16 protein-coding genes, 1 tRNA gene and 1 pseudogene are annotated in these 19,257 nt (G+C 66.9%); 9 read left to right on the forward strand and 9 right to left on the reverse strand.

The features are described 5' to 3' along the window. Nucleotides 1–55: 55 nt before the first annotated feature. Nucleotides 56–1,369 (reverse strand): response regulator, encoded by a 1,314-nt coding sequence (locus OV287_RS33620; RefSeq protein WP_267538133.1) that lies wholly within the window; start codon nucleotides 1,367–1,369, stop codon nucleotides 56–58. Between the two features lie 123 nt (nucleotides 1,370–1,492). Further along, nucleotides 1,493–2,305 (reverse strand): chemotaxis protein CheW, encoded by an 813-nt coding sequence (locus OV287_RS33625; protein WP_267538134.1) that lies wholly within the window; start codon nucleotides 2,303–2,305, stop codon nucleotides 1,493–1,495. A gap of 49 nt (nucleotides 2,306–2,354) precedes the next feature. On the opposite strand from OV287_RS33625, the gene OV287_RS33630 reads away from it, so the two are divergent. Further along, the gene (locus OV287_RS33630; protein ID WP_267538135.1) at nucleotides 2,355–3,731 is read left to right on the forward strand and encodes a GGDEF domain-containing response regulator; all 1,377 of its coding nucleotides are present in this window, start codon (nucleotides 2,355–2,357) and stop codon (nucleotides 3,729–3,731) included. A gap of 7 nt (nucleotides 3,732–3,738) precedes the next feature. On the opposite strand, the gene OV287_RS33635 is transcribed toward OV287_RS33630, so the two are convergent. Next, nucleotides 3,739–4,131, reverse strand: coding sequence for a demethoxyubiquinone hydroxylase family protein (locus OV287_RS33635; protein ID WP_267538136.1), 393 nt, complete (start codon nucleotides 4,129–4,131; stop codon nucleotides 3,739–3,741). Between the two features lie 140 nt (nucleotides 4,132–4,271). Between OV287_RS33635 and sinK the strand changes: the two genes are divergently transcribed. Beyond that, the gene (gene sinK, locus OV287_RS33640) at nucleotides 4,272–5,855 is read left to right on the forward strand and encodes a hybrid histidine protein kinase/response regulator SinK (RefSeq protein ID WP_267538137.1); all 1,584 of its coding nucleotides are present in this window, start codon (nucleotides 4,272–4,274) and stop codon (nucleotides 5,853–5,855) included. Nucleotides 5,856–5,960: 105 nt separating this feature from the next. On the opposite strand, the gene groL is transcribed toward sinK, so the two are convergent. Further along, nucleotides 5,961–7,601 carry a chaperonin GroEL gene (gene groL, locus OV287_RS33645; RefSeq protein WP_267542458.1) on the reverse strand — a complete coding sequence of 547 codons (1,641 nt, stop codon included), beginning with the start codon at nucleotides 7,599–7,601 and terminating at the stop codon, nucleotides 5,961–5,963. Nucleotides 7,602–7,757: 156 nt separating this feature from the next. Beyond that, nucleotides 7,758–8,114 (reverse strand): response regulator, encoded by a 357-nt coding sequence (locus OV287_RS33650; protein ID WP_267538138.1) that lies wholly within the window; start codon nucleotides 8,112–8,114, stop codon nucleotides 7,758–7,760. 90 nt (nucleotides 8,115–8,204) lie between these two features. On the opposite strand from OV287_RS33650, the gene OV287_RS33655 reads away from it, so the two are divergent. The 3 genes and pseudogenes from OV287_RS33655 to OV287_RS33665 form a co-directional block, all read left to right on the forward strand. Continuing rightward, the gene (locus tag OV287_RS33655) at nucleotides 8,205–9,281 is read left to right on the forward strand and encodes a metallopeptidase family protein (RefSeq protein WP_267538139.1); all 1,077 of its coding nucleotides are present in this window, start codon (nucleotides 8,205–8,207) and stop codon (nucleotides 9,279–9,281) included. Between the two features lie 46 nt (nucleotides 9,282–9,327). Beyond that, nucleotides 9,328–9,423 (forward strand) — tRNA-Sec (locus tag OV287_RS33660). Nucleotides 9,424–9,689: 266 nt separating this feature from the next. Further along, nucleotides 9,690–9,959, forward strand: a pseudogene (locus tag OV287_RS33665) (IS5/IS1182 family transposase); the annotation flags it as partial. Between the two features lie 101 nt (nucleotides 9,960–10,060). Here OV287_RS33665 and OV287_RS33670 read toward each other — a convergent pair. From OV287_RS33670 to istA, 4 genes are all read right to left on the reverse strand, one after another. Then, entirely contained in the window at nucleotides 10,061–10,249 is a 189-nt protein-coding gene (locus OV287_RS33670) for an ATP-binding protein (RefSeq protein WP_373371852.1), read from the reverse strand. 6 nt (nucleotides 10,250–10,255) lie between these two features. Further along, a complete protein-coding gene (locus OV287_RS33675; protein ID WP_267538140.1) occupies nucleotides 10,256–12,382 on the reverse strand; it encodes a recombinase family protein in 2,127 nt (708 codons plus the stop codon). A gap of 249 nt (nucleotides 12,383–12,631) precedes the next feature. Then, nucleotides 12,632–13,240 carry an ATP-binding protein gene (locus OV287_RS33680; protein ID WP_267538141.1) on the reverse strand — a complete coding sequence of 203 codons (609 nt, stop codon included), beginning with the start codon at nucleotides 13,238–13,240 and terminating at the stop codon, nucleotides 12,632–12,634. Between the two features lie 346 nt (nucleotides 13,241–13,586). Beyond that, on the reverse strand, nucleotides 13,587–15,110 hold the full coding sequence (gene istA, locus OV287_RS33685; protein ID WP_267538142.1) for an IS21 family transposase: 1,524 nt from the start codon (nucleotides 15,108–15,110) through the stop codon (nucleotides 13,587–13,589). 747 nt (nucleotides 15,111–15,857) lie between these two features. Here istA and OV287_RS33690 point away from each other — a divergent pair. From OV287_RS33690 to OV287_RS33705, 4 genes are all read left to right on the forward strand, one after another. Continuing rightward, on the forward strand, nucleotides 15,858–17,306 hold the full coding sequence (locus OV287_RS33690) for a hypothetical protein (protein WP_267538143.1): 1,449 nt from the start codon (nucleotides 15,858–15,860) through the stop codon (nucleotides 17,304–17,306). Nucleotides 17,307–17,605: 299 nt separating this feature from the next. Continuing rightward, nucleotides 17,606–17,878 (forward strand): GNAT family N-acetyltransferase, encoded by a 273-nt coding sequence (locus OV287_RS33695; RefSeq protein ID WP_267538144.1) that lies wholly within the window; start codon nucleotides 17,606–17,608, stop codon nucleotides 17,876–17,878. A 93-nt stretch (nucleotides 17,879–17,971) separates the two neighbouring features. Further along, a complete protein-coding gene (locus OV287_RS33700; protein WP_267538145.1) occupies nucleotides 17,972–18,883 on the forward strand; it encodes a chlorinating enzyme in 912 nt (303 codons plus the stop codon). A gap of 39 nt (nucleotides 18,884–18,922) precedes the next feature. Continuing rightward, on the forward strand, nucleotides 18,923–19,204 hold the full coding sequence (locus OV287_RS33705) for a hypothetical protein (protein WP_267538146.1): 282 nt from the start codon (nucleotides 18,923–18,925) through the stop codon (nucleotides 19,202–19,204). Nucleotides 19,205–19,257: the final 53 nt, after the last annotated feature.

Raw genomic sequence — 19,257 nt, forward strand, 5'->3', positions numbered from 1 at the left:
GACCGGCCCGACGAGGGCCGGTCGGGGTGAAGAAGGCAGATACGACGATTCGAGCTCAGTGTTTCGTCTCGCGGTCCTTGATCAACCGCTCCAGCTCCTCGCGGATGATCGTCTCGGCGAGCTGGGGAACGACCTCCCAGGCGATCTTCTCGATGACCTCGCGGGAGGCCTTCGAGAGAGCCTCGCGCAGTTGCGCCTCGCCACCATCGGCGGCGGGAGCGCGCCGGGCCTCCACGGCGACGGGCGCCGGAGTCGGAGCCGGCGTCGGAGCAATAGGCTCGGGCTCATCGAGCGAGAGCTCCTCCAGACCACCCGCCTCCGCGACAGGAGCAGGCTGCGCCGCGGGGGCGCCGAGACCGAACGGATCCTTGCCGCGTCCCGAGACGGGAGGCGTCGCCGTAGGCAGCGGCGTGGCGCCCGGAGGACGAGGCAGACCGCCCGTTGGCATGCCGGCGGTGGGAGAGGCTCCCGGCCCCGGCATCCCAGGACGAGCCATGCCCGGAGCACCCGGCCCCGGCATCCCAGGACGAGCCATGCCCGGAGCACCCGGCCCCGGCGGCATGCCCGGCCCCGGCATCCCAGGACGAGCCATGCCCGGAGCACCCGGCCCCGGCGGCATGCCCGGCCCCGGAGGGCCACCCGGACGCGCCATGCCCGGAGCACCCGGCCCCGGCGGCATGCCCGGACGCGGACCCGGACCCGGCGGCATGCCCGGCCCCGGAGGACCACCCGGACGCGCCATGCCCGGAGCACCCGGCCCCGGCATGCCCGGACGCGGACCCGCGGGCATCCCCGGTCCCGGCGGCATGCCTGGACGAGCCATACCCGGAGGAGCGCCCGGCCCTGGCGGCACGCCCGGCCCCGGCGGCATTCCAGGACCCGGCGGACGCGGCCCGCCAGGACCCGGAGGCCCGGCGGGACGCGGAGGCTGCGCGGCGGCGGGTGCACCCGCACTGCTGGGAAGCACCTGGGTGGCGGCGGACGCGGGCATGGTGTTGGACTTCTGTCCCACCAGCGTTTTCACCTTGTCGAGGAGCACCTGGCTCTCGAAGGGCTTGGTGATGTGATCGTCCGCCCTGGCCGCACGCGCGCGGGCCTCGTCAAAGGCCTCGAAGGTACCGGCCAGCAGCAGCACGGGGATGCCCTGCGTGGACGGATCGTTCTTGAGCGCCTCGCAGACCTCGTAGCCGTTCTTGCCCGGCATCATCACATCCGCGAGCACCACGTCCGGACGCAGCTCACGCGACCGGGTGATGGCGTCCAGCCCGTTGTCGACCGCGGTGACCTGAAAGTCCTCGGTCGCGAAGATCATCCCGATCACCTTGCGGATGGTGAGCGAGTCATCGGCGACCAGCAGATTCTTGGGCATCGGTTCGGGCCTCGGGGGATCCAACCCCCTAGAATTCGTTGAGAAATCGGGACGCTGAGTCCCACTGTCAAGCCGGGCAGCTTACGGTTCGCCACCCGGGCCTTCAAGAAAACAAGCGGAAGCTCACGAAAACATGCGCCGCAGGTCCAGAAAGAGCACGGGGGCCGGAATGCCGGGCGCGGTGAACTCCCCCGGCTCCTCGGCGGGCTCGAAGCGGGGGTGGACGCCCAGCACGCGCGAGGCGCACAGCCCCAAGCTACGGCCCTCCGCCTCGGCCAGCACGAGGAGTTCCTCCGCGGTGGAGGTCCCCCCCAGCAGTGCCGGAGCCGAGTAGAGGGGCCAGAGCGCCTGTCCATGGGGCATGACGCCCGCCACCGCCCCACTCTTCCCCGGCAGAGAACTGAATGCGGGTCCCCGCGTCACCACCTGGGAGATCAGAGACAGTGGGAGACCAAACAGACGCCCCTGCGACTCGAAGACGAGCGAGCGTTCAGGCGCCGTCCCGACGAGCTGTACAGGGAGCTTCGGGGGAGGGCTCACGGTGCCCGGCTCGTGGGGGAGCGCGTCGGCGTTGATTTCCAGATAGAGCCGCTCCTTGTGCAGCACGGCGCTGCGGCTGAGCGCGGCCAGGGTGTCTCCGAGGCCCGAGGGCAGCAGGAAGTGGGGAGCCGGGGCCACGTCCGCCACCTCGACAATCGAGCGGACGCGGACAGCCAGTGTAGGACTGACGTCGAACACCACGACCATGCCCGGGGTCTGCTCCGGCTCGCCGCCGAGCAGCACGGAGAGATCCTTCACTTCCAGGACACCTCGCAGGCTCGTCTCGTCGGGGCCCGGCGCGGCGACCTCCATGACGGAGGTGGCCTCGACGGAGAAGCGGGTGTCTCCCGCTTCCATCAGAAGACAGAGCCGGCGTCCGCTTTCGTAGGGAGGCACGGTGGCAGGCTAGCAGCGCCGATGCCGGGGTGGTAAGCCCTTCCATGAGATGGCGCGCCTCCTCCTCGTCGACGACGAAAAGATCGCCCGGGCCCTGTACGGGGACTACCTGCGTGGGGTGGGCCACGAAGTCACCGCCGTCGCCAGCGTCCATGAGGTCAAGGAGGCATTGGCCCAGGAGCCCTACGACGTCGTGGTGACGGACCTCATCCTCCCCACGGGGGATGGGATGGAGGTGCTGCGCCACACCAAGGAGCACTACCCAGGCATCGAGGTGGTGGTCATCACCGGCCTGGACAAGGTGGACCCGGCGGTGCGCGCCATCAAGAGCGGGGCCTCCGAGTACCTCGTCAAGCCCGTGGCGCCGGAGGTACTCCAGCATGCCGTGAACCGGGCGCTCGCCACGCGCGAGCTGCTGCGGGAGAACGCCGCGCTGCGCCGGCACGTCTCGCTGTTGGAAACGGGACAACGCATCTCCACCACGCTCGACCGGGGTCGGCTGACGGAGACGGCCTGCACCGCCTTCCTCTCCATGACCTCGGCCAGCGCCGCGATGCTCTTCCAGGCGGATGGCAGCGGCCGATCGCGGCTGTTGGGCACGCAGGGGCTGAGCAGCCAGACCCATGAGGCCGCCCTCGTCGCCTTCCTCACGTCGCGCCTGGGGACGTCCCGGGAGGTGCGGGTACTGGAGGGGCTGCCGGGCCTCTGGCCGCGCGCGCTCGCCGTCCCCGCCATCGAGGGGGAAGATCTGCTCGGCTACACCGTGCTGCTCTACCCCGGCTCTCCGCCCGAGGGGATTGCCGAGGCCACGGGCTTCCTCGCCCGCTGCCTGGCGCTGGCCCTGCGCAACCTGGGCCGCATCGCCGAGGTGGAGGACCTGGCCTACCTGGATGATCTCACCCACCTTTTCAACACCCGCTACCTGCACCTGGTGTTGGACCGCGAGGTGAAGAGCGCCCAGCAGACGAACGGCGTCTTCAGCCTCCTCTTCCTGGACCTGGACTACTTCAAGAGCATCAACGACAACCACGGGCACTTGGTGGGCTCGCAGCTGCTGGTGGAGATGGCGCGAGTGCTCAAGGGGTGCGTGCGCGACCGGGACGTGGCGGTGCGCTACGGCGGGGACGAGTACGTGGTGCTGCTGCGGGGCACCGACTCGGGGGGCGCACTGAAGGTGGCCGAGCGCATCCGGCGCACCGTGGAGAACCACCGCTTCTTGGCTCGCGAGGGCCACTCGCTGGCGCTCTCCACCTGCATCGGCATGGCCAGCTTCCCCGAGCACGCGCAGGACAAGTCCACGCTGCTGGACCTGGCAGACCGCGCCATGTACCGGGGAAAGAAGGGCACCCGGAACGTCGTCTACGTGGCAGCCAAGGACCTGGAGGCCACGCCCCCGGCGCGCCACAGCCAGCCCACCGGGAGCTGAGCCGGGCTCAGCGCCGCAGCGAGCCCACCGTCAGCCGCTTGTCCAGGCCGGGCTCCGCCGCGGCGGCGCGCTCACCGCCCTCGCCTGCCGCCTCCACTGCCTCGTGCGAGGCCCCGGAGACAATCAGCCGGAACTTCTCCGACATGACCTTGATGTGCTCCGCCTGGGCGGGATCCAGGCGGGCGATGAGCTCCCAGAAGAGCGCGGCGTGCTCGCGCTCCTCGTCCATGACATGGCGGAGGATGGCCTTGGCGTCCTCGTTGTCCGTGGCGTCGATATGGGCGGCGTAGAGGTTGATGGCGTCCAGCTCCGCCTCCATGTCCAACCGGATGGCGCGGGCCAGCTCCGAGTCCGTCAACTTCCTGGGCACCATCGAGTGGAACGGATTGGTCTGCGGCATGAGGGACTCCCCTGGGACGTACGGCCAGTATGGGCGGAACGTGTAGGAGCCGGAAGCATCCGTGTGCCAGGGCCGCTGGTCAACGGATTCCAGCGCCTCGCGTTGCGGCCGGGCGGGTGGCTCGGTCATGCTGATGAACCATGGACATCCCGGTCCCGCTCGCTCACCTGCTGCAGGCCCTGGAGGCGGGCGATCTGCCGGCGGCGAAGGCTGCCGCCGCGGAGCTGCAACGCACCAGCACGGGCTCCACCCAGCTCGCCGCCGAGGTTCTCCACGAGTTGCGCCAGCCGCTGTTGGGGGTGAAGGCCTACACCCAGATGCTCTCCGAGGAGATTGGCTCGCGCGGCCCGCTGCGGCAGATGCTGGCCCAGGTAGAGCGGATGGAGCAGATCATCTCCGACTTCACCCGGCTGGCCAGCGAGCGCCCCGCGCCGCAACAGACGGTGTCGCTGGTGACGCAGGTGCAGGCGGCGGCGCGCTCCTTCGCCCTCAACCCGGACTCCTCCCGCGTCACGCTCCAGGTGGAGGCGCCCGAGGATCTCTCCGTCCAGGGCAATGGCCGGCTGCTGGAGCAGCTCACCCTCAACCTCCTCAACAACGCGCGCGACGCGGTGTCGGGGCCAGGGCGCGTGAAGGTGGTGGTGACGCGCGAGGGGACGTCGCCGGTGATGTACGTGGCGGACTGGGGCCCGGGCGTCCCCGAGGCCGTGCGGCACCGCCTCTTCGAGCCCTATGTGACAGGCAACAAGCGCGGCACCGGGCTGGGGCTCGCGGTGTGCCGGCGCATCGCGCAGGAGCATCACGCGCGGCTGGAGCTCGTCCCGTCCTCGGTGCTGGCGGATCAGCCTCCGCCCTCCACCGTCTTCCGAGTCCTCTTCCCTCCCCCGGGCGCCCAGCCGGTGGCGTCCGCCCCGAGCACCACTGCGGCCGTCCCCGCGCCGGTCCCCTCGCGCCGCCGCCTGCTGGTGGTGGATGACGAGGAGATCATCCGCAGCGTCTTCAAGGATCTGATGAGCCGGGAGTGCGAGGTGATCGAGGCCGCCAACGCCGAGGAGGCCCTCGAGCGGCTGAAGCACGGACCGGTGGATCTCATCGTCACGGACAAGAACCTTCCGGGCCTCTCGGGCCTGGAGCTGGCGCAGCAGGCGCGTCTGCTCGACCCGGGCTCTCGCGTCATCCTGATGACGGGCTACCCCTCGCTGGTGACGGCGCAGCAGGCGCTGGAGCTCGGACTGCTCGACTACCTGCTCAAGCCCTTCGACGACATCCGCGAGGTGCGCACGAAGCTGCGAGAGGCCCTTGCACAAACCGTCCCCACCCGGAACACACAGCCCCTGGTGAGCCGCCGTGTGGACGTGCTCGAGGACAGCCCCGCCGCGGCTCGGCAGCTCACCGAGGCACTCGCCCTGCTGGGACTGGAGGCGCGAGTCTTGACGGATGCACCCGCCGAGCCCTCCGCGGAGCCACCAGCGGCCGTGGTGGTGAGCTGGGAGCTTCCGGGTGCCTACGGGCGCCAGGCCCTGGATCTGGCGCGGAAGCTGGGCCAAGGGGCGCCCTTCGTGGTGCTCGCTGGATACCTCTCCCAGGAGACGGTGCTGGAGGCCCTGCGCGCTGGGGCGTCCGGGTGCCTGCCCAGGGACCTGGAGGCGCCAGAGCTCAGCCACGAGCTGTCCCGCCTGCTGTGCCGCAACACTCCCTCTCCCTCTGGGAGAGGGCTGGGGTGAGGGGCGTCCCCCACTCACGACAACCCCCCCCGGAAACACCACGGCCCCGAGCACCTCCACGAGAGAGGCACCCAGGGCCGTGAGTTCAGCTCAGCTCACGCTGGCTCAGTACTCCAGGTCGTCGCCGCCGTAGTCCGGGGCGCCGCCGGCGCCAGCGCCCTTGCCCTTGTTCTTCGGGCGCTCGGCAACCATGGCCTCGGTGGTCAGCAGCAGCGAGGCGACGGAGGCCGCGTTCTGCAGCGCGGTGCGCTCCACCTTGGTCGGGTCGATGACGCCAGCCTTCTCCAGGTCCTCGAACACGTCGGTGCGGGCGTTGTAGCCGAACGCGCCCTTGCCCTCGCGGACCTTGTTGATGATGACGGCGCCCTCGAGGCCCGCGTTGGAGGCGATCTTCCGCAGCGGCTCCTGCAGGGCCTTGCGGATGATGTCCACGCCGAAGTCCTGCTCACCACCCAGCTTCAGCTTGTCCAGCGCGTCCAGGCTGCGCAGGTAGGCCACGCCGCCGCCAGGGACGATGCCCTCCTCGACGGCCGCGCGGGTGGCGTGCAGCGCGTCCTCGACGCGAGCCTTCTTCTCCTTCATCTCCGTCTCGGTCGCGGCGCCCACGTGGATGACCGCCACGCCGCCGGCCAGCTTCGCCAGGCGCTCCTGCAGCTTCTCGCGATCGTAGTCGCTGGTGGTGGTCTCCATCTGGCCGCGGATGAGCTTGATGCGGCCCTCGATGGCCTCCTTCTTGCCCGCGCCGTCGACGATGGTGGTGTTGTCCTTGTCGATGGTGATGCGCTTGGTGCGGCCCAGGTCGTTGAGCGTGAGGGCGTCGAACTTGTGGCCCAGCTCCTCGCTCACCACCGTGCCGCCCGTCAGGGTGGCGATGTCCTGCAGCATCTCCTTGCGACGGTCACCGAAGCCCGGCGCCTTCACCGCGGCCACGTTCAGCACGCCGCGGATCTTGTTCACCACCAGGGTGGCCAGGGCCTCGCCCTCCACGTCCTCGGCGATGATCAGCAGCGGCTTACCCGAGCGCGCCACCTGCTCGAGCACGGGGATGAGATCCTGCATCGACGAGACCTTCTTCTCGCTGATGAGGAGGTAGGCGTCCTCGAGCACGACCTCCATGCGCTCGCGGTTGGTGACGAAGTAGGGCGACACGTAGCCGCGGTCGAACTGCATGCCCTCGACCACGTCCAGGGTGGTCTCCAGGCCCTTGCCCTCCTCCACCGTGATGACGCCCTCCTTGCCCACCTTCTCCATGGCGTCGGCGATGATGTTGCCGATCGTCTCGTCGCCGTTGGCGGAGATGGTGCCCACCTGGGCAATGGCCTTCTTGTCGGCGGTGAGCTTGGACAGCTTCTTCAGCTCGGCGACCACGACCTCCACGGCCTTGTCGATGCCGCGCTTGAGGTCCATCGGGCTGTGGCCGGCGGCCACCAGCTTGAGGCCCTCCTCGTAGATGGCCCGGGCCAGCACGGTGGCAGTGGTGGTGCCGTCACCCGCCTTGTCCGAGGTCTTGGACGCCACCTCCTTGACCATCTGGGCGCCCATGTTCTCGAACCTGTTCTCGAGATCGATCTCCTTGGCGACCGTCACACCGTCCTTGGTGACCGTGGGCGAGCCGAACGACTTCTCGATGACCACGTTGCGGCCCTTGGGACCCAGCGTCACCGCCACCGCGTCCGAGAGAATCCGCACGCCGCGAAGAATCGCGTCGCGGGCGGACTGGTGGAAGAAGATTTCCTTGGCTGCCATCATAACCTCCTGGAAATACTGAAGAATGTGCTACGCGGGCCGGAGTACCGGGGTTAGCACTCGGCCCAGGCGAGCGCCAAAATAAGAGGCGGCCCCGGGTTGTCAACACGGAAGGGAGTGGCTGTGGGGGAGCGGACGGCCCGGATGGCGGGCGGACTACTCGGCGAAGCGCACGAGGTTGAGAAGCTGATTGAAGTCCAGGGGCTTCTCCAGCGTCATGGCCACGCCCTTGCGCAGGCCCTTGTCGTGCACGTTGCCGTCGGCGTTGCCCGTCATGAGGATGACGGAGGTGGTCTGGTGGCGGGGGTCGGCCTTGAGCATCTCGGTGAACTGGATGCCGTCCATGTGGGGCATCCGGTAGTCGCTGATGACGAGACCCACCGAGTGGCGCTCGAGGATGTCGAGCGCTTGCAAAGCGTCTGCCGCGGAATAGACGGTGTACCCGTGCTTCTCGAGGAACCGAGAGAGCAGCGTGCACAGCTCGACGTCATCATCCACGACCAGAATGTTCACGGGCCCTTACAGAGGAGGCAGGGGGCCGCGGAACGTAACAGCCGTGACGCACGTTGACAACGCGCGGAAGGGGTTCGTATGTGGCCGCACATGGGGAAGCGGACGTCGAAGCAGGCGGCGCCGTCGGACGTGGAGGTTCGGCTCGACGGGGTGGCGGCGGCATTTGAAGAGGGAGCCTTCGAGGAGGCCCTGGCGGGAGCCGAGGCGCTGCTGGCCGAGGCCCCTGGGCTGCCCGAGGCCCTGCACTGGCAGGCGGCGACCCTGACGGAGCTGAGGCGCATTGAAGAAGCCCTGGAGGCATACGGGAAAGCCCTGAAGGCGGCCCCGGATGACCTGGAGCTGCTGCTCGGGGCGGCCGAGTGCCTGGTATGCCGGGTGGGAGACGACCGCGAGGCGGTGGAAGAAGGCCTGGAGCTATGTGCTCGGGGCCGGAAACTGGCCCAGCGGGCGAGCGACGTGGAGCTGCTCTTCGAGTTCCTCCTATTGGAGGGCACCGGGCTGAATCAGGTGGGCGAGTGTGCGCGGGCGATGGTGAGCCTGGAGGCAGCGCTGGGGCACGTGCCGAGATCGGTGGAGGCGCGGCTGGAGCGGGCCATTGCCCTGTTCGAGCTGTGCCGGTTCCCGGATGCGCAGGGGGCGTTCGAGGAGGTGCTGAAGGACGCGGCGGACGAGCCATGGGCACACCACTACCTGGGACTGCTGGCGGAGCGGCGGGGAGAGGCGAAGGAGGCGCGCAAGCGGTTCGGGAAGGCGCAGGCGGTGGCGCCGAAGGAGTTCCCCCCACCGGTGGAGCTGGGCGAGGAGGCCTTTGATAAGGCGGTGGAGGACGCGGTGAAGGCGCTGCCCGGGCACGTGAAGGAGTACCTGGACAACGTCACCATCGCGGTGGAGGAGATTCCCAAGGACGAGGATCTGCTGGGAGAGTCGCCGCCGCTGTCACCGTGTATTTTGGGAGTGTTCCGGGGCTCACCGGTGGGAGAGCGGCACAGCATCCTGGGGACGTTCGACCCCTACCCTGCGTCCATCGTGCTGTACCAGAAGAACCTGGAGCGCTTCGCGAAGACGCGCGAGGAGCTCATCGAGCAGATTGGAATCACGGTGATGCACGAGGTGGGTCACCTGATGGGGCTGGATGAGGACGATCTGTGGCAGCGCGGGTTGGATTGAAACGCGGCGTTGACGTGGAGCACGCGGCCCGGCAGTAATCGCGAGTGGTAGGACCTCTGGACCTGGTGGCCGGCCCGGTCTTCAAAACCGGTGGGGGGCATGGAGACATGTCCCTGGGAGGTTCGATTCCTCTGTCCTACCGACCTCTTTTCTCTCTAAAAAACGGGCGCTTGCGGGCGATGAGCCATCGGACCCATGTATTCGCCGGCGTTCGGGGGCGTCCGTTCGATTACGTCCCTTTTGCGTCCCTGGTGTTTGCGTCCCTTCTCTTCGTCCCAGCATGATCCTTGGTGAAGTGGCTCCGGAGGCCAACCGGAAATCCTCCAGAGGTTATCAGCCGCGCACGGCACGCTCACGACGCCCTCCTCTGCTGGCCCTATCAGGCCCTGGCGGGCATCGACTGGAAGTGGGAAAAGGGGCACCAAGAAGAGCCTGCTGACAGATGGGCGCGGGGCACCTGTCGGTGTCGCAGTCGGCGGCGCCAACACCAACGACCACAAGCTGATGCGCAGCACCGTGGAGTCCATGCCGGTGCCTCGACCCGCTCCGGCTGAAGGCGCTCTCCAGCACCCGTGCGTCGACAAGGGCTACGGCTATGACGAGGTGCGCTGGGTGGCGGAGGAATTCGGCTTCACCCTGAACCTGCCACCTCGCAAGCACCACGCCTGGAAGGCGTAACTGCGTATTCCGGCCAAGGTGAGCTCTCGTTCCAGCTCAAGCCGAGCAGCCGTTCCGGCCGATAGTGAGAAGTCGGAGCGTCAGCGACGCTGGGGTGGTGGTCACTTCGCCTGCTTGCGGCCCTTGGTCAAGTTCACGTCCACCTTGCGGATGGAGTCGCCCGCCAGCTTCAGCCGGTGGGCGTTGTGCACCAGCCGGTCCACGATGGCGTCGGCCAGCGTCGCGTCGCCGATGACGGCGTGCCAGTCCTTCGGCTCGAACTGGCTCGTCTTCGACCATCCACAATGCACCTCCAGTCACGCTCGGCTTTCCTGCGTCCGGGTCGCGGACCGGAAGCGCAGCTGCCGCTCGCGCAGCTTCTTCAGGCGCGCGAGTTCCTTGCGGTCCGCGTACGCGACACGCTGGCCCTTCACGCTCGCGCTCTTCAGCCAGCCACGACGTATCCAGCCGTAGAGAGTAATGACGGGCATGTTCAGCTCGCGCGCCAGATCGGCCAGCCACCATGCATCCGGAGCGTCGCTGGGCACGGGACGAGGGCCTCGTGCAGGCGCGCCGTGGCGGTGCACCATGGCTCGCACCAGGCGCTCGTTGAAGGGGCTGCGCTGGGTGGGTGTCTTCCAGCCCTCCTTGTTGAGCGCTTCGGCAATCTGCTCGACGGTGAGGCCCTGCCTGCGCAGGGTGCGGATGCGCTCGAGGAGATCCTTGTGGCGGGCGAGCTGGTTCAGCCGTCCCACGGGACGTGCCATCTGGGTGGGTGTCTGCTGGCCACCGGCCCAATGCACCACAACGTCCACCCTCTCGCTGTCGTCGTGCGCGGTGACGTCCACCCTCTCAATCAGCAGACGTAGGAGGGTCTTCCTGTCCGCCACACTCGTACTCTCGGCTGTCCACAGGCGAGGCACATCCTGGGCGAGCCGCCGAATCGTCTCCTGCTCCGCGGCCGTGAGATGGCGGGGCAGGTGCTGCTGCTGCCGGTGGTACTCCTCCTCGAGGGTACGTACCGCTGCGAGCTTCTCCTCCCACTGCCGCTCGAGCGTGCGGGCGACGAGCCGGTTCTCCGGCTCCACGGCGTGGTACTGCCGCTCGGCACGCTGGGCCTCGTAGCGTGCCCGCTCCAGCCGCTTCTGCCAGAGGGACTCGCGCTCGGCGCGCTCCCCCTCCACCTCGCGCGCCACCTTGAGGGACACCTCCAGCGCGGCGGGAGCAAGGGCCTCCAGTGCAAGTGCCGCCACTACCCTGTCCAGCGCGGGAGCCGTCACCGTCGAGCAGACTGCCCCTCCGTAGGTGGTCGCGTCGTGAGCACAGACGTAGCGGGCGTAGCGCTTGCCATTGCGCGCCTTCCCATACTGGACGGACATGCGGTAGTTGCACTTGCCGCACGCGACGAGTCCCGACAGCAGGGCACTCCCTTCTCGCACCGGGCCACTCCCTTCCGCTCCCGCGCGGTTGGCGTCCAGCCGCGCTTGGTTTCGCAGGTACTCCTCCCACTCAATGTACGCGGGCATCTGTCCCGGCAAGCACACCTGCCACTTCGCAGGCGGCAGCAGCGGCGTGCGGCCAGTGGCCGGACGCCCCGGTTGCTGCTTGCGTGGGTCAGTCCCTCGGCGTCCATATACGTAGGCGCCCCCGTAGATGGGGTTGCGCAGGACGTTCACCACCATGTTGCGGTGGGGCCTCCTCCATTCGAGAGTGCCGATGTCCGGGCCGGTCCGCATGCGCACCCCTATTCGCATGCCGCGCTGTGCGAGCACCCGCAGCACTCCTGCCACCGAGCCAAGCCGCCGGAAGGTGTGGAAGATGAAGTGCACGACTGCGCGCACCTCCTCATCGGGGTCGAGCACGACGTCTCCTGCAGGCGTGCGCAGGTAGCCGGTGGGGACGGGCTTGGCCAGCTCGCCCCGGTGGGCCTTCTGGAGCTTCCCCTGCTGCAGTCGCTGCCGAAGGATGTGGAGCTCGGCCTCGGACATTGTCCCCTTGAGGCCGAGCAGTAGCCGGTCGTTGTAGAGGGAGGGGTCGTACATGCCATCTAAGTCACCAATGAGAGTGCCGAAGCGGGCACACAGCTCGAGCAGTTGATGCCAGTCGCGGTTGGAGCGGGCCAGCCGCGACATCTCCACGCCCAGCACGATGCCGACATGGTCCAGGGCCACCTCGGCGAGCAGTCGCTGGAAGCCATGGCGTCCTTGCGCTGAGGCGCCCGACATGCCGAGGTCCTCGTCGATGGTGAGGATCCGCTCAGCGGCCCATCCCAGTCGCCGCGCCATGTCCACCAGGCTGTACTGCAGCTTCGTGGACTCCTGGTGGTGGAGGACCTGCCCCATGGATGATTGGCGGATGTAGACGACGGCCAGCCGCTCCAGGTGGCGGCTCTGCAGCTTCTCCGTGCGCGTCTCCAGTGGATGCAGCCTGGCAGGAGCGTTCATGGCCCACCTCCGCGACGACGGCGAGCAGGTAGTTCTGCACCATGCTTCCGAGGACGCTCACCAGCCGCACCTGCAGGCTCGCGGGGAGCACCTCCCACTGGGGCACTCCGCTCGGCTCTCTCGGGCATTGCACCGAAAGTCTCCCCGGCAGCTGTCCGCTCGCGCAGCCATTGCGCCAGCTTCAGCAGGGCCTCTACTTGGACAAACGGCTGGCCTGGGGGAGGAAAGTCCTTCGTTACTCTTGCTGCATCAGCGCGGGTTCGTGGTCACCACGGTGGCGCTCACCTGGTAGCGGTCCTCCAGTACCTCCAGCAGTTCCTTGCGTTCGGCCGCGCCCAGCGGCTCCAGCCCGAAATCATCGAGAATCAGCACCTGCGCCTTGGCCAGTCGCTTGAGCACATGGGGGTGCGTGCCATCTGCGCGCGCCTGCGCCAGCTCGTCGAACAGGAGTGAGGCGCGGCGGTACACGACGCTGTAGCCGTCGCGGCAGGCCTTCTGCCCGAGCGCGCACGCCAGGAAACTCTTGCCCACTCCGGTCGGACCCGTCAGCAGCACGTTCTGCCGCCCCTCCACCCACTTCGAGGTGGACAGCTCCATTACCTGCGCCTTCGTCAGTCCGCGGGCGTGGCCGTAGTCGATGTCCTCCAGACACGCCTGCTGGCGCAGCTTCGCGTGCTGCAAGCGCGTGCTCAGCTTCTTGTTCTCCCGGTACATCCACTCCGCGTCCGCCAGCAGGCCCACCAGGTCCGTCGCCGACACGTCCTTGTCAGGGGCCTTCTCCAGCCACCCACGCAGGTAGTTGGCCATGCCATGCAGCTTCATCGCGTTGAGCTTCTCCAGTGTCTGGTCCACCAGCATCTGTCTTCTCCTTGGGTCTCTTCGCCGGCCGGAGCGCGCCCTGTTGTCAGGGCGCGCGCAGGCCCTCGCCGGTGCTAAGTAGGTGACCAGAAGTTCCTTTACACAAGGGCCCACACCCTCCGGTGGAGTTCGGGCGGGGCGGGTGCCCCTGCCGGGCTCGGTCTTCAGAAACTTGTCCAACTGTTGGACAAGTTCGTGCAGCGCGCGGCCGGAAGGCCGGCTTGGCGTGGCTTCGCACGCAGTGCAGAGGCCACACGATTGTGTCGGGAACTTTTGGCAACTTACTTAGTGAGACCGTGTCCGCACCGGCCAACAGTGTCCGCGCACAGCCGCGCGGGCACGTTTCTCAGTGGTAGTAGTTGGCCCCGCGCACGTTCTGGTGCTCGGGCAGCGGGCCCTTGGCCTCGCGCGCCTCCTCGGCGTCCTCAAGGTGATGCTGGAGGATGGCGGCCACGGACTTGTAGCTGAAGGCGCGGTGGCGCAGCGCCCGTGCGCACGCCTTCTCCACTCGCTGCGTGCCGTACTTCTCCTTGTCGGCCAGACGGATGATGCCCAGCGCCGAGCGGAAGCCCTGCTGCGGGTGGGGCCGCCGCTTCATCAGCTCCTCTACCAGCTGCGCGCACGCGGGCCCCACGCTCTGCGCCCACTGCACCACGCGCGAGGGCATCCACTCGGCGTGCTGCCGGTGCGAGGCCGGCATGTGTTCGGCCTGCGTGGTGAAGCGTCCGTGCTGCTCACTGCGCACGTGGCTGGCGACACGCCGGCCCGCGAGGAAGACTTCGACGCACGCTTCCGTGTGACGCAGCTCCACCTCCTTGCCCACCAGTCCGTAGGGCACGCTGTACCAATGCCCCTCCAGCTCCACGTGGTAGTCGATGTTGACGCGCGCCTTCTTCCAGAAGGCCAGCTCGTACGGGCGGCTCGGCAAGGGCTTGAGCGCCGCGCGCTCCACCTCCGCGAAGAGCTCCCACCTCGACTTGCCCAGCTTGCGCATGGGCCGGGCATTGAGCTTCTCCAACAGCGGCTTCACCGCCTCGCTCACCTCGGACAGCGAGGTGAAGTGACGGTGGCGTAGCGCCGCCAGAATCCACCGCTCGGCCAGCAGCACGCCCACTTCCACCTTGGCCTTGTCCCGCGGCCGGCGCGGTCGCGCCGGAAGAATCGCGAAGCCGTAGTGCCGCGCCAGGTCCGCGTACGTGGGATCGGTGTCCGGCTCGTACCGGTGCGCCCGCGTGACTCCCGCCTTGAGGTTGTCCGGCACCACCAACTCCGTGACGCCGCCGAAGTACGCGAAGGCGCGTACGTGACAGCCCACCCACGTGGCCATGTCCTCGTTGAAGACCGGCTCCGCGTACGTGAGGTTGCTGGCCTCCAGCACCGCCACGAACAGCTTCGCCACGCGCACCTCTCCCGTGACGGCGTCCACCACCTGCACCCCGTCACCGCTGAAGTCCACGAAGCTCTTCTCGCCCGCGCGGTGTTCCTGCCTCATGGTGACGCTCGCGCTTTGCAGCCACCGGCCGTAGCGCTCACAGAAGCGGCTGTACTGGTACCCGCCGGGATGCGTCTCCAGGTACTCCTGCCACAGCAACTGCTTCGTCACCCCCTTCTTCTTGAGCTCCGCGTGGATGCGCGCCCAGTCCGGCTCCGGGCGCTCCGCCGCAGCCTTGCTGTCACCGGGAAACAGCAGCGCCGTCAGCGCCGCGTCGTCATCCAGCTCCGGCGGCAGCGGCCAGGGTAGCTGCGCTACTCGCGCTCTCCCCAGGTAGTCGCACACCGTGCCGTTGCCGACACTCAGGCTCGCCGCTATCGCTCGCGTCGACAACCTGGCCTCGAACCTCAACCGGAACAACTCTCGCAGCTTCCGCATGGACAGCCTCTCTGCCGCCATCTCCACCTCCTTGAAGGAAGGCCGGAGAGGCCAGTTGCTGCCCAGCACCGTTGATGCTCCGCCCGGCTCCTCAGCAGGCCCATGCGCCCCCGTCAAGGAGGTGCTCGGTATGCCCGGAATGGGTGCTCACCTTGCCCGGAATGCCCGCTCGGCATCCCCGGAATGGGTGCTCACCTTGCTCCGGAACGGGTGCTCACCTTGGGCCGGAATCGGTGCTCGACTTGGCCCGGTGCACGCGCGTAACGCAGTGCGCGCAAGAAGGCGCGGCGCTGGGTGGTGGAACGTACCCACTCCTGGCTTACGCGCTTCCGTCGTACGGTGTCCTCGCGGCTGCACGGCTCGAGCACGAGGCCGCGCTCGAAACACAGCGCCTGTACGCACCGGGCTCGCTCGAAGCTCCCTCCCGCGCCAAGTCGATACCGTACACCATGCCCAGGCCACGCACCTTTTCTCCGGGCGCTACACCTTACGTACCCCTGCCCGCTTGGCTCGACAAGCCGGCCCCTGGGTTCGAGGGAACTATCGAGGAGCGGACACGAGACTTCAATACAGTTTGAGACTTTTCAGACGCATGCAGACCATGCCAGCGCAGTCAAAAATACCTGATACACGGGATTGGCTTGCACTCCGCATGGTGGGCGCAACGTCTCGTGCTTGCTTTCTGATTCGACGTTTTCGGTAGAGATTGAGCACTGCGAAATCTGGCGTTTTCAACAAGAGGATTACATGTCCAGGCGCGCCACCCTCCTCATGGAAGCGGAGCCATATAGCAGCGCATCGGGTTTCATCAACGCGTTGTTGGCCGAGGAGTTGTCTCAATCCGGTCATGACTGCCAGGGCCTCTACCTGCAGCGGCCGGTGTCGGGAGACACCTTCATCCCACTGGCGACTGCGGATCGCATCCGGTGCCTGCGTGGTGGATTGCCGGCGGAACTCGCTGTCTACTGCGATCGTGGTCTAGGCATCAGTCTCCCGAGCCAGGCGTCTGCCCGTAGGACGGTCGTCCTGTTCCACGGGCTCGCTGGCTCGCCGGCCACCTGGATCGGCAATCCCATTATCGACCGCTATTGGGTGCTCTCTTCCTACATGCAGGAGCTCCTGACCTGCGTGTTGACGCTGCCGGATTGGCGTAGGCGCCGGTGCTTGACGCCGGAGGCCTTCCAGGTGGTTGACCGCCTTGAGCCGGTTCTTCCCTGCGTTGATGAGCCCGACGGAGACCCGCGTCTGAGGGGAGGCGAACTGCCGCCGCACCTGCTGCGGTCGCTGGAAGGAGGAGAGGACGTCGTGGGGCATGCTCTCCAGCCAGGCAAGCCGGACTGGACGGCCGTTTGCTCCATCTTGCTCCTGCTCAATAGGATGTCGAAGGAGCACGGCTTGGGGCAGCGCTTCCGCTTGACCGTGGTAGCAAGGAACTTCGCCCTCGTGTCGCACGCGCTCGCCAGCGGCCCCCCCGAGGCGCAAGCGGCCAGGATGGGGCTCGAGGCGCTTGGCCTCCGGCTTGAGGATGTATTCATCCCCATCGAGCACCTCAACCAGAAGGCCCTCTTCCGGTTGTTCCGGTCGGCGCGCTTTGGCCTGGCCTACAATGCCTTGCCGGAGCCATTCGGCTTTTACGTACTTGAGTCGGTATTCAACGGATGCCCCATCTACACCAACGGTAGTGGCAATCACCGGCACGTCTTGCCGCCCGGCCACGGCATCCACGTGCGGGAGGATGTGGGCATGGCCCTGGGAAATCCCAACGCCTACGGCGAGGTGGCCGCGCGCATCTTCGCCGACATGCAGGCGCCCGAGTCCAACGCGGTCGCGTGCCAGAAGGGTCGCGAATATATCCTGCGCACCTTCACCCGCAGTGCCTTCTCCCGCAGTGTGCGGGCCAGCCTGGAGCAGCTTCGGTTTCCTCTGCCAGCGCCGCTCCCCTTCGAGGAACTGGAAGTCCGGCTCGCGCCCGTCGTGCGCTTGTTGGATGCGGAGGGTCATGTCATCTCGGATTTCGAGAACACCAAACTGTCGCCCGAGGAACTGGGCTTACTGGGTGAAGTGAGGGGCCTGCGCGCCGGGCAGGTGCTGGCCCGCCCCTCGCTGGGCCGTGAACTGGCGACGCTGCAGGGGCTTTGCTCCCGGGGCGTGCTGGCGTTGCAAGTCCCCACGCCCAAAGCGCCACCTTCACGATAGGGCATCACTGCGAGTCCGGCCTCACTCGACCAGAGCTCAGGCTGCACTCGCTGCCTGAGCCAGTGAACACTTACCGGCATCCCCGTCCATCTTCACCCGCAGAATTGTTGCTTTTCACCCACAGTTGACACCATGAATGTATCGGTGTAGACCCCTCGGTACGCTAATGCTCACGAGGGGGGGCAAAATGACCACAAGATGCTCTCGCTCGGCCCTGTTTCCGACCAAGTGCCCATTGCTCCCGCGTCGTTCGCGCAAGATCGCTTGTGGTTCTTTGATCGCCTGAGAGGGCTGAAGACATGGCCACGACCACCATCATGGGCACAGCGCAGGTCGTGCTGGCCACGCCCGAAAACCAGCCGCACCGAGGCGACATCGCCAAGATGCAGGTGCGATGGAGCGCGCGTCGCCGCGGCTTGGGTACGGCGCTGATGCGGGCCGCGGAGGCCGCTGCGCGCGAAGCGGGCAAGACGCTGCTGGTGTTGGACACCGTCTCTGGGAGCGATGCCGAGCGTCTGTGCGAGCGCCTCGGGTGGCAGCGGTGCGGGGAGATTCCCGGCTACGCGCTCTGACCCAAGGGTGGGTTGTGCAGCACCACGGTCTTCAATCGGCAATCAACCGATGGTTGAGTCCAAGAGTCGAAACTCCAGACAGGAGACAAATCGATGGCCAGCGCAACGAGCGATGTCGACGGGCTGACCGATTCTCAAGTCGCCTTTTTCAAGGAAAACGGATACATCGGACCATTCCCTCTGTACACGCCGGAAGACGCGGTGAGAAGGTGGAATCGGGCGAAGCTCGAGATGGTGGTGTCAAAGAACAAGCCACACCACTCCGAAGTCATCAACTACGACAGGCACCTCGACTGCGCCGCGCTGTCCGAGCACGTCACGCGGCCGGAAATCGTTTCGAAGCTCCGGAGTTTGATGGGCGACAACATCCTGTGTTGGAAGACGAATATCTTCCCCAAGTACCCGGGTGACGCGGGCACCGGATGGCACCAGGTCGAAACCTTCGCGGCAGCACAGGCCGGGGAGACCCCGGTCCCTGCCCTGAAGTACACAGAGAACCCCATCCTTGTGACCTCGGAACTCACTGTCTGGACGGCGTTCTCGCCCGCGCGCCGCGAGCACGGTTGCCTGACGTTCATCCCGGGAAGCCACAAGAAGTGGTACTACGATGAATCCAAGCCGATGTCCCAGAAGGCCGACAGCAAGCGGCACGACTTCTTCGGCTTCGACTACTCGGAGCTGAAGATCGACAAGGACTGGGATCCTGATAGCGTAGAATCGGTCAAGATGGAGATGGAAGCCGGTCAGTTCGTGATCTTCCTGGCGAGGTGCGTGCACGGCTCTCTGTCAAACACCACCAAGGACCAGACGAGGATGGGGTTCGCCTCGAGGTATGTGTCGCCCTCGGTGAAGGTGTACGAGAACATCGACAGACTCAGGGAGTTCGGCGACGAAATCGACCTCGCCTACCACGGCTGTGTCCTGGTCTCCGGTCAGGACAAGTACGGGCACAACAGGATACACGCGAAGAACCTGAATGGGTATCCGTTCAAGAAGCCGTTCTGAGCTCGTGTCGCAACGTCCCATGTCATGGATGGAGACGAGATGGAAACCGAAGCGTACGAGGACAGGTTGTCCACGTTCCTGAAAACCCAGGATTATCTTGGCAATATCGACTTGGATGCGTTCAGGTCGGCAAGAATGCGGGCGGAGCTCGGCATTACCTCCCTCGCAGTGATCATGCTGGTGGTCAACTACATGGAAGCCAACGGCATGTCGAACGCGGAATTCAATCCGGATTGGGTCAGCAGGCTCGACTACATTGAGGGGATCCTGTCGGTCTTTCGCGAGATCGACCTCGAGAAGACGAAGCTGCTGAAGGAGTAGACTGCGCAGAGTTGGAGGAACCGGGTGATATCGACAGATGCCAAACGTCTGGG

It is taken from the genome of Archangium lansingense (assembly GCF_026626635.1).
GTDB classification, from domain to species: Bacteria; Myxococcota; Myxococcia; order Myxococcales; family Myxococcaceae; genus Archangium; species Archangium lansingense.